The sequence below is a fragment of the Nostoc cf. edaphicum LEGE 07299 genome (assembly GCF_015207245.1).
Taxonomy (GTDB): domain Bacteria; phylum Cyanobacteriota; class Cyanobacteriia; order Cyanobacteriales; family Nostocaceae; genus Nostoc; species Nostoc edaphicum_B.
In genome coordinates, this window is the sequence record NZ_JADEXF010000045.1 from 1 (window position 1) to 10,176 (window position 10,176).

Genomic DNA, 10,176 nt, shown 5'->3' on the forward strand with positions numbered 1-10,176 from the left:
CTTCTAACATTTCTTCTAGCCGCAGAAGTTTAGCTGAATTATGTTGCTCTAATGTCGCCTGCTTCAAATATTGGGCTGGGTGATTGCAGATTTGTTTGAGTTTGATTAGCAAAGCCAAAATCATCCCCCGGCGTTGCAATCCTTCAGCAGATTCTATCTCTACTAAAGATTGTTCTACAACTTGTTGATAAAGTGCAGCTTGTTCACCAGTTAGACCGCAAAATACGGTCATTTCTTGCTTATCTGGTAAATCTTGAATGATGTCGCGATCGCTTTTCAATCGCCGCAGTATAAATGGTTGCACTAATGAACGTAATTGAGTCAAAGAAGCCGTATCACCATACTTTTCAATTGGCATGGCAAACCGCCTCTGGAAAAATTGCTTATTCCCTAAATACCCCGGATTCAGAAAATCCAAAATAGACCAGAGTTCTTGCAGTCTATTTTCTACTGGTGTCCCCGTCAACGCAATCCGAAATGTCGCTTCTAATTCCCGCACTGCTTTTGACTGCTTCTAAAAAGGCTTTACCTTTTGGTCGTTTGTCACCGTGATATTGCAAAATTTTCAGGTTTGGTGCAAATTTATTGACTTCCCTTTCCCAGTTACCTAAAACAGAAGTTGGACAAACTAATAGTGTTGGATTTTCTAGTGCATCTTGTTCTTTGAGATGTAGCAGAAAAGCAATGAACTGGATAGTTTTACCGAGTCCCATATCGTCGGCAAGACACGCCCCCAAGCCCCAACGTTCCAAGAATGACAACCAAGCAGCGCCACGTTCTTGATAAGGTCGTAACTGCCCTTTGAAGCCTGTTGGTGTGGGCAAAGGTGCGATCGCTTGATTATTACTTAACGCCCCAATCAACTCTTGCAATGCCCCAGATGCCTCAAAGCTAACCACTGGTAATTTTTCAATTACTTGAGTATCGCCTGTACTGAAACGCAAGGCATCTTCCAAAGAAAGCGCCATTTGGTCTTTGCGAGTGGTAAAAAATGTTTGGGCTGTCTTGATATCTTGGGGTCGCAATTCTACCCACTCACCGTTAATTTCTACTAGCGGACTATTTAAAGCCACAAGTTTATCAAACTCAGCTTTAGAAATAGTTTGTCCACCGATTGCCAATTGCCACTGGAAATTTAGTAGACTTTGTAACCCTAAACGTCCCTGCTTTGTCTTTGGGGTTTCAGCGGTAATTTTCAAACCCAAACGGTTCGCCCATCCTTCACGATTCGCTAAACTGGGAGGCAAAATTACTCCTAAACCACTGTCTTCCAACCTCCAAGCTACAGCTTTGATAAACTCATAAGCTTGAATGGGGGTGATCCGAGAAGATTGGGGATATTCGGTTTCAAAGCTGGGTGCGATCGCTGGATATAATCTGGAAGCTACTCCCAAACCTCGCAAGAATGTTTCTTGTGGTTGGTCAATTGTCCGATTTTCATAAACCAATCTTTCAACTGGATTGTTCCAAATAGTTGCTGCATCCACTAAAAACTCTGGATTGTCAGCCGCTTGCAAAAAATACGCCAATGTCCAATCTGTTTCGCCAGACTCTGGAGAACGCAGTTGAAAACAGGTACGAAATAGACTTTTAAGAGTTAATTGGTATTGTAGCGGCATAGTCCAAGCCTTCAATGCCGCTTCCAGTCTTTCCACTTCAATTGCATCTGCATTAACTATATGAGATGCACTAGTTAAGGCTGGCAACCACTGTCGCACCCCAGACGGTAAAGATGCAATCGCCTTAGCTTCAATTGGAGGTTGCGAACCCATCATTTCTCGCACTTGGGCATCTATCGTACTGTTGAGAAATCCCAAAAGTAATTCTTGAGGTTCTGTGGGAAAGTCTACATAAAGTAGAGATTGGGAAAAATCCTCCCCAGTCTCCAATCCCTCTTGATAAGTGCGACAAACCAACGGTATATTCCCAGAAAATCTTTCTAGGCGAGTTCCATCTACTGCACTGTCTAAAAGTACTCGCCATTTGGCAGCAAATGCACCATCTGATTGTCGATCTATTGTTGGTAAAAACTTACACCTAGAGATTAAATCTAAACTCCATCGGGCAACCTGCGACCAAAAGCGTAAATCTCCACCCAAAAAAGCATCTTCCCCTTTCGCAGCATTTAGGGGAATCGCAGCGAGAAATTTTACTGCTTCGCTGGGGTTGAGACAAAAACCCTCAACTCGCCACGGTTGCAAATATTGCGGGAAGTCTGTATTTTCGCCCAAGCTGGCAGAATGTACAGGGAAAATCGCTGTTGTTCCTTCATCACTGCTTTCTGGGATATAAGTTGGTAGGGCGATGATTTGGGAGTGCATTGGCAAACTGATCTCAGGCGCACTGGCGGCTTTGCGCGATCGCCCAGTAGTTGCGATGGCTCCGCCAACGCCAGGGGCAAACGCAACTTGAGGTTTTTGGATGAAGTTGGTAATTGCCATGTTCTGCGATCGCAACCACTCACTCAACTCAACTGATGTCATTGCCAATGGATGTACTGGGATATTTTCAGATCCATTAGACTCGAAATTCACTCGTGGCGATCGCCAAGTTTCCCCCCAAATAAATAAACAACCATTTTGATTTTTTAGTAACCAATTACAGTGTAAAATCGCCATTTGCTAACTACTCAGATTTTCCCAAAACTCTAGAATTAAAATCGCAAATATTCTACTTTTTGCATCTTCTCAAGAAGATTTATTGCCCAACTTTCTCATATAATAAATATTTAAGTAAATATTCCACATAAACATTGTTAATAATGAATTTTCCCCTAATTAAAGTCTTAAAAAATGGGATGTTAGTGGAACTGGATTATATGCATACTCAAGAAAAAGAGGTTGTAAGATCGTTACTCAATGTTGTAATTGTTGAAGGTAAAACTTATCCCCAAAAGCAACCTCTATCTCCTACAGAATTTTCAGCTTACTGGTTAAGCAAGGATGCCTTTGTTGTCAGGACATCTGTTGTAGATCCTACACACAAGCCAAAAGAAATATTAGGGGCGTTTTATTTAAAGCCAAACTTTCCCGGTCGGTGTAGCCATATTTGCAACGCTGGTTTTATTGTACAACCTGGGTTACGCGGTCAAGGTTTAGGACGGTTCATGGGAGAGGCTATGCTTTCGATCGCAGCAAACCTGGGCTACGAAGCAGTAATGTTTAATTTGGTCTTTGAGACTAATATACCTTCAATTACACTTTGGCAGTCGTTAGGATTTGAGATTATTGGGCGAATTCCGGGCGCGGCGAAGCTAGAGAATGGGCAGGTGGTAGACGCGCTAATCTTGTATCGCACTTTGCGTTAAACGACTTGTCTATCTTTGTATGTACTAGAAGTCAGCCATAGGGCATAAATGTTAGGATTGCCACAGAAAGAGAATAGCGAAAGAGAAGGAAAAAAAACTGAATGGCAGAAGTTGATAAGTCAATATCCTTCGATGGAAGGGATATTCGACTGAAAGTAGGCCTACTAGCTCCCCAGGCAGGTGGGTCGGTTTTGATAGAATCAGGGGACACATCAGTTTTAGTGACGGCTACGCGATCGCAAGCCAGAGAAGGCATTGATTTTCTTCCCCTTACTGTAGATTATGAAGAAAGGCTATATGCCGCTGGTAGGATTCCCGGCGGGATCATGCGGCGCGAAGGTCGTCCACCAGAAAAAACAATTCTCACCAGCCGTCTTATAGACCGTCCCATGCGTCCCTTGTTCCCGTCATGGTTGCGGGATGACTTGCAAATTATTGCCTTAACGCTGTCGATGGACGAGTTAGTTCCACCCGATGTGTTAGCAGTTACAGGCGCTTCCATCGCTACCCTGATTGCCCAGATTCCTTTTAATGGACCAATGGCAGCAGTGCGGGTTGGTTTAGTGGGAGATGATTTCATTATTAACCCCACTTATGCAGAAACTGAAGCTGGAGATTTGGATCTGGTAGTAGCAGGTTCACCACATGGCGTGATCATGGTGGAAGCGGGAGCCAATCAGTTGCCAGAGCGAGATATTCTTGAGGCGATTGACTTTGGTTATGAAGCAGTGCGGGACTTAATCAAAGCGCAGCAAGATTTAATTGCAGAATTGGGTCTAGTAATAGTGCAAGAAGCACCACCAGAAGTAGACCAAACGCTAGAAAATTATATCCGCGATCGCGCCAGCGGCGAGATTAAGAAAATCCTGTCTCAATTTAGTTTCACCAAACCCCAACGCGATGCAGCTTTAGATGTCGTCAAGGATGAAATTGCCGCGACGATTACCGAACTGCCAGAAGAAGACCCAATTCGAGTTGCTGCAACTGCAAATAAGAAGGCACTTGGTAACACTTTTAAAGATATTACCAAACACTTCATGCGGCGACAAATCATCGAAGATAACGTCCGCGTTGATGGTCGTAAACTCGATCAAGTGCGTCAGGTTTCTTGTTTAGTTGATGTCTTACCAAAGCGAGTCCACGGCAGCGGTTTATTTAACCGGGAACTAACTCAGGTATTATCCACTTGTACTCTGGGTACACCTGGGGATGCTCAAAACCTCAACGATGACATGCAGCTAGATCAGCACAAGCGTTATCTGCATCATTACAACTTCCCGCCGTTCTCAGTTGGTGAAACCAAGCCAATGCGGGCCCCAGGAAGGCGTGAAATTGGTCACGGGGCATTGGCAGAACGAGCGATAATACCTGTGTTACCGTCCAAAGAACAATTTCCCTACGTGATTCGCATCGTATCGGAAGTACTTTCCTCCAACGGTTCCACCTCAATGGGTTCAGTCTGCGGTTCCACCCTCGCCCTGATGGATGCTGGTGTACCAATTATCAAACCCGTTAGTGGCGCGGCAATGGGTCTGATTAAGGAAGGCGACGAAGTACGAGTCCTGACGGACATCCAAGGCATTGAAGACTTTTTGGGCGACATGGACTTCAAAGTTGCCGGGACGGATACCGGGATTACCGCCTTGCAAATGGATATGAAAATCTCCGGTTTGTCTTTGGAGGTTATTGCCCAAGCCGTCCACCAAGCCAAAGCAGCCCGATTGCACATTCTGGAGAAAATGCTCGCCTGCATTGACACGCCACGGACTGAAACCTCACCTTATGCTCCACGTCTGTTAACAATCAAGATTGATTCAGACATGATTGGTTTGGTCATCGGGCCTGGAGGCAAGACTATTAAGGGAATCACAGAGGAAACTGGTGCAAAAATTGACATCGAAGATGATGGCACCGTGACAATTTCCGCTGTGGATGAGAACAAGGCGAAGAGAGCCAGAAATATCATCCAAGGCATGACCCGCAAGTTGCACGAAGGAGATGTCTATGCAGGACGCATTACTCGGATTATACCGATAGGTGCATTTGTGGAATTTTTGCCTGGAAAAGAAGGCATGATTCACATATCTCAACTAGCTGACTACCGCGTTGGCAAAGTAGAGGATGAAGTAGCGGTGGGCGATGAAGTGATTATCAAAGTGCGCGAAATTGATAACAAAGGTCGGATTAATCTCACCCGCTTGGGTATTCACCCAGATCAAGCAACAGCAGCAAGAGAAGCAGCGGCGGTGAATCGGTAACTCGATTTGGGATTTTAGATTAGATTAAATCTAAAATCCGCGATGCCTATCGTGAAGGCATCGCCGTATGCTTCTCTAATTTGACAAATTACGAATTATTTTAACGACTTTTCTAGTGTTTTCGGCTCTGGTAGAGGTTGACCGTCAGTCAAAGATGATTCAATCAGCATTTCTAAAACTTCTTGAGCATTTTTGAAAGCTTTTTTGTAAGTATCTCCGTGAGTATGACAAAATCCCCATTCAGGAAGACTCACAACAAAACACTCATAGTTGTTTCATCAACCGTCTGGCTTTATCTCTGGCATCACTCACTGGTATACTTTGCAGATATTTAGTAAAGATTGCTTCCAAATCATCCGCATAGATAATGTTGCCAGCTAAACCTTTTTCACTGGTTTGCATAAGATAAGCAACTTGACGCACTGGAGTTTAGACTAAGCAGCAAAAAATGACCTAGCAGTGCTAAGTTGATGAAATACAATCTTCAAGCGTAAAAATCTTTGGATTCAAATATTTCGAGCATGGCGGATGCCCGGTATGCCAAGGATTAAGAAAGGATTGTCGGGAATCTGAGCGCACAGGTTTGGTTTTCTGCCGCGAAATCTCCGTTAATCCTCCAAATTATATCTACCGTGGCCAGGGCAAACGTATCTTGTCAACAAGAACCTCTCAATGTCAATAAATCTCAAAATAATCGCATTAATTCCCGCTTATTGACAAGATTTTAAGCGATCGCCTTAACCCCTGAAAAACCAATCAAACAATAAATTCTTGTTCTGCCGTTAATACACTAATTAAGGTTTTTGTCAAGATTAATTAAGATGCGTTTGCCCTGGCAAATCAATCTTACCAGTTCCCAACAGTGGGAATATCTGCTTGTGAGATCCTTCCCTTACCTCAACCGTGTAGCCAAGTTCCAACACCATCTGAATCAAAGCTGCTTTGACTTGATAGAACGACAAGCCAACCTGTCCCATTACTACTGTGCGTCGGGACTTACTGTTAGTCTGATCCCAGCTTTTGCTAAGGACTATGCCACTCATGGGAAGTGTAGACGCGCTTAGCACTGGATCAGCCCTACCAGCTATATTTTTGCAGGCTCAATACTTCTGTACACCTTATAAGAATGTACGTCCTGTGAGATTTCCTTACCAACACTTTCTATTTTTTGCCGCAGGACGGTGGCTTCGGTGTCTTGAGTAAATGCCTGCCATGCCTCTTCTGTTGCCCATTGAGCATAATTTACTATCCTAGTGCCGTCCAGACTCTTATGGAAGTGCGATGACACCAAGCCAGGACGATATTGAACCCACCGTTCTACCTCGCTTATAATCACATCAACTAATTTCTGTTGTTGCTCTGGCTCTACAGTAAACATGATGATTACTGTGAAGATTTCATTATTTTCTGAAATACTAGGCATTTAATTCTCCAACAAAAAGGAATACAAGAGAAACGGCGAGGAATTCCATGAATAGTGCTATTCTAGCCACAAGCGCTCACTTCCAAAAACGAGAGGAATGGTGGTTTTTGAGTTGTAGTTGTGGTAAACAATAACTCTACTACGGAAGGCCCTCTTTATTTTGGCGAAGGTATTGACTATTTGTACCTTATTACCCACTTATGCAAGAACTCTATTGAATCATGTCGAAATAGCTTCTAACTCAAAGCATTTGAACTCCACCACTCACAGGTAAATAAGTTCCAGTAATAAATCTCGCTTCCTCAGAGGCTAATAGTAAAATCGCACCTGCAACATCCTCTGGTAGTCCATTTCTTCGCAAGGGTGCCTGCTGTGCAGCAGCATCTTGCGCCTGCTGGGGCAACGATCCCGTAGCATCAGTGAGGGTCAATCCTGGTGCAACGGCGTTGACCCGAATCCCTTGCGGACCTAATTCGAAGGCAAGGCTTCTGACGAAAGCATCTAAGGCAGATTTGGCGGTACTGTGGGCAGAAAGACCTTCGCCGGACGTTCGAGACGCACCACTGCTAACCACAATGATGCAACCTCGTTTCTGTTCAATCATCGATGGAACAACTGCTCTACAGGGAAAAAATGTCGCTTTGACCTCTCCAAGCAACTTGGCTTCAAAATTTTCCCAGGGAGTATCGACAAACAAAGACACAAAAAAAGCAGCGTTGGCATTAGCGATGAGGGTATCAATCGTGCCAAATTTATCTACAACCTGTTGTACCATTGTCTCAACTTGCTGCAGCTCTCTTACATCTGCTTTGACTGCCAGAGCTTTGCCCCCGCTTGATATAATTTCATCCACGACCTGCTGAGCTGCCGCTTCACTACTGTAGTAGTTGACTCCAATCGCCGCACCGTGACGAGCGAACAGTTTAGCGGTTGCGGCACCAATTCCACGGCTAGCTCCTGTAATTAGAACCACACGATTGTTCATCAACTTAGAAATATCTGAGGTTGGGTTGGTATCAGAATGTATGGTAACCATATCAATCTCCTTTCAGGTTGTTAATTTCGTTACGGGAATAGCTAAGTACCCATTATTTTTGTTTTTCGCACATTTTGGTGCGTTTGCCTTGAAATATATGGTGTCCGGGGTATCGAGCCGAGATACCAAGTGCCCGCCCGTTGGCAGATAGATGAGAGTTGGTGGTTCTTCTCTCAGAATCTGTCAAAAGGGGTCTGTGTTCAATCAGACCCTCTATTCTTTTCTTTGCCTTTACCCATTTAGTCTAAACTCCAGGACGCAACATTGCCTGTTTATCTTTATAATCAATAATGTCCAGACATTCATCAGGCTTTAAATTGCGTCCGTCGTCCCAATTATGCAGCAAAACTTCTGAAGCCTCTTTATACAGTTCGCTTCTATCTCTAGGTAATTCTCGCCAGACTTTAGTCCTCAAAATAAGGGCTAAAGCCCTTACTACAAACTACAAATCCGATTTTTTTGTGACACTTGCGTAAGTCCTATTAATATCAAAAGCCTGACCAAAAATTTCTTTAACCGACTTGTCACGGATAAATTTCTTGATATCTTCAGCATAATTTTGAATTTCAGCTTCATCAAGTTTGCAACGAACCTTGAACTGCTGCTGCATTAGTTGCAAAAATTCGGTCAGCGCCATGACTACAGCTTTCTGAAGCGGTTCTTGCTTAAAGGGCGCGGTGACAGCATTATTAAAGATATGTTTGAGAAAATCTTTAGCGTAGTCCTTGACTAAATCTTTGAAAAATTCTTCGCTAATAATAGTTTTGACAAGAAATCCAACCGCTTTTTGACCTATCCAGAGAGTGACCCACTCAACTATCATACTCACGCCTGCTAAGTGCTTGACTACGAGTATATACACCTGCCAGAGAAATCTTTCCAGATTTGTGGGTTTTTAACTTAAAAGCGATGCTGGCTGAAGATTTGTTAAAAATAACTAATATACTGTGCATGGATATTAGGAGTAATTTTATGGTTCTACAAGTTAACCCCATCCAAAAAGAACCAATTGTTACTTGGGAAGCACTTCCAGCCGACTTCATTTTACCAGACGATCCAGTGGAAAATATTCAACAACCTGCGATCGCTGCTGCGCTTACCGATGCTTTGGGAAGCACAGGACGCATCCAGCCTCAAATGCTGATTGGCTCTAACTTTGGACTTGTAGCCACAGTCAACAAAAAAATCGTTGTCAAAGCCCCAGACTGGTTTTACGTTCCTCAAGTGCAGTCTGTGGGAACAAATGTAGTTCGTCGCAGCTATACCCCAAATTTAGAAGGTGCTGCTGTGGCTGTAGTGATGGAATTTCTCTCAGATACAGAAGGCGGAGAATTATCAGTCCGTTCAACTTCGCCTTACGGGAAACTCTATTATTACGAAAAGATTCTCCAAGTTCCAACCTACGTAACTTACGACCCTTACGAACCCAGTCTAGAAATACGATGCTTACAAAATGGACAATATACTTTGCAGCAAGCAGACGCTAATGGACGCTTTTGGATTCCTGAGTTAGAGTTATTCCTCGGAATTTGGCAAGGTGAAAGATTATGCCAAACTATGAATTGGCTGCGCTGGTGGGATAGAGAAGGAAATTTGCTGTTATGGAGTAGCGAACAAGCCCAACAAGAACGCCAACGTGCTGAACAGGAAAGCCAGCGTGCTGAACAGGAAAGCCAGCGTGCTGAACAGGAAAGCCAGCGTGCTGAACAAGAACGCCAGCGTGCTGATATATTAGCAGCTAAGTTACGTGAGCTAGGTATTGACCCTGATGCGTAGGCGTAGTCCGCGCTTCTCTACGTTCGCGCAGCGTGTCGCAGACAGACGCTCCGCGTAGCTTGCTTGCTTCCCCGGAGGGGGGTATGGTTCGACTCCGCTCATCAGCCGCTCAGTGACCATCGTAGACATCGCATAACCTAAACAAATGCTGGGAATAATAATTTTGGGACATCAGCACCAAAATTCATTCTATGAAACAGCAAAAAAATCTGTTCAGCCATCTTACTGCGATCGAAAGAAGTTATCTATCATTTCCGGCACAGTTTTTATTAAATCAAAACCTTCTCCAAGGCAAAATACTAGACTTTGGTTGTGGGTTTGGTAATGATGTTAAAATATTGCGCCAAAAAGGTTATGATATTATAGGCTATGACCC

11 protein-coding genes and 1 pseudogene are annotated in these 10,176 nt (G+C 43.9%); 4 read left to right on the plus strand and 8 right to left on the minus strand.

Annotated elements, in window-relative coordinates:
* Window positions 1-2,618, minus strand: a pseudogene (locus IQ229_RS02350) (DEAD/DEAH box helicase); the annotation flags it as partial.
* Between the two features lie 143 nt (window positions 2,619-2,761).
* Here IQ229_RS02350 and IQ229_RS02355 point away from each other — a divergent pair.
* Together IQ229_RS02355 and IQ229_RS02360 are read left to right on the plus strand one after the other, a co-directional pair.
* Complete coding sequence (locus IQ229_RS02355) at window positions 2,762-3,307, plus strand: GNAT family N-acetyltransferase (protein WP_194040927.1); 546 nt, start codon at window positions 2,762-2,764, stop codon at window positions 3,305-3,307.
* Between the two features lie 101 nt (window positions 3,308-3,408).
* On the plus strand, window positions 3,409-5,565 hold the full coding sequence (locus IQ229_RS02360; RefSeq protein ID WP_194040929.1) for a polyribonucleotide nucleotidyltransferase: 2,157 nt from the start codon (window positions 3,409-3,411) through the stop codon (window positions 5,563-5,565).
* A 95-nt stretch (window positions 5,566-5,660) separates the two neighbouring features.
* On the opposite strand, the gene IQ229_RS02365 is transcribed toward IQ229_RS02360, so the two are convergent.
* The 7 genes from IQ229_RS02365 to IQ229_RS02395 all read right to left on the minus strand — a co-directional run bounded on the left by IQ229_RS02365 (window position 5,661) and on the right by IQ229_RS02395 (window position 8,847).
* Window positions 5,661-5,819, minus strand: a complete 159-nt coding sequence (locus IQ229_RS02365; protein ID WP_194040931.1) for a type II toxin-antitoxin system HicB family antitoxin — start codon at window positions 5,817-5,819, stop codon at window positions 5,661-5,663.
* Between the two features lie 10 nt (window positions 5,820-5,829).
* Window positions 5,830-5,967 (minus strand): hypothetical protein, encoded by a 138-nt coding sequence (locus IQ229_RS02370; protein WP_194040933.1) that lies wholly within the window; start codon window positions 5,965-5,967, stop codon window positions 5,830-5,832.
* A gap of 410 nt (window positions 5,968-6,377) precedes the next feature.
* A complete protein-coding gene (locus tag IQ229_RS02375) occupies window positions 6,378-6,608 on the minus strand; it encodes a hypothetical protein (RefSeq protein WP_194040935.1) in 231 nt (76 codons plus the stop codon).
* A 41-nt stretch (window positions 6,609-6,649) separates the two neighbouring features.
* Entirely contained in the window at window positions 6,650-6,988 is a 339-nt protein-coding gene (locus IQ229_RS02380; RefSeq protein WP_194040937.1) for an antibiotic biosynthesis monooxygenase family protein, read from the minus strand.
* Window positions 6,989-7,229: 241 nt separating this feature from the next.
* Window positions 7,230-8,024 (minus strand): SDR family oxidoreductase, encoded by a 795-nt coding sequence (locus IQ229_RS02385; RefSeq protein WP_194040939.1) that lies wholly within the window; start codon window positions 8,022-8,024, stop codon window positions 7,230-7,232.
* Window positions 8,025-8,268: 244 nt separating this feature from the next.
* Entirely contained in the window at window positions 8,269-8,439 is a 171-nt protein-coding gene (locus IQ229_RS02390; protein WP_194040941.1) for a hypothetical protein, read from the minus strand.
* 27 nt (window positions 8,440-8,466) lie between these two features.
* A complete protein-coding gene (locus IQ229_RS02395; RefSeq protein ID WP_194040943.1) occupies window positions 8,467-8,847 on the minus strand; it encodes a hypothetical protein in 381 nt (126 codons plus the stop codon).
* A 149-nt stretch (window positions 8,848-8,996) separates the two neighbouring features.
* On the opposite strand from IQ229_RS02395, the gene IQ229_RS02400 reads away from it, so the two are divergent.
* A complete protein-coding gene (locus IQ229_RS02400; protein ID WP_194040945.1) occupies window positions 8,997-9,800 on the plus strand; it encodes a Uma2 family endonuclease in 804 nt (267 codons plus the stop codon).
* Window positions 9,801-9,991: 191 nt separating this feature from the next.
* On the plus strand, window positions 9,992-10,176 hold a 185-nt coding region (locus IQ229_RS23655), incomplete at its 3' end, for a methyltransferase domain-containing protein (RefSeq protein ID WP_228013031.1).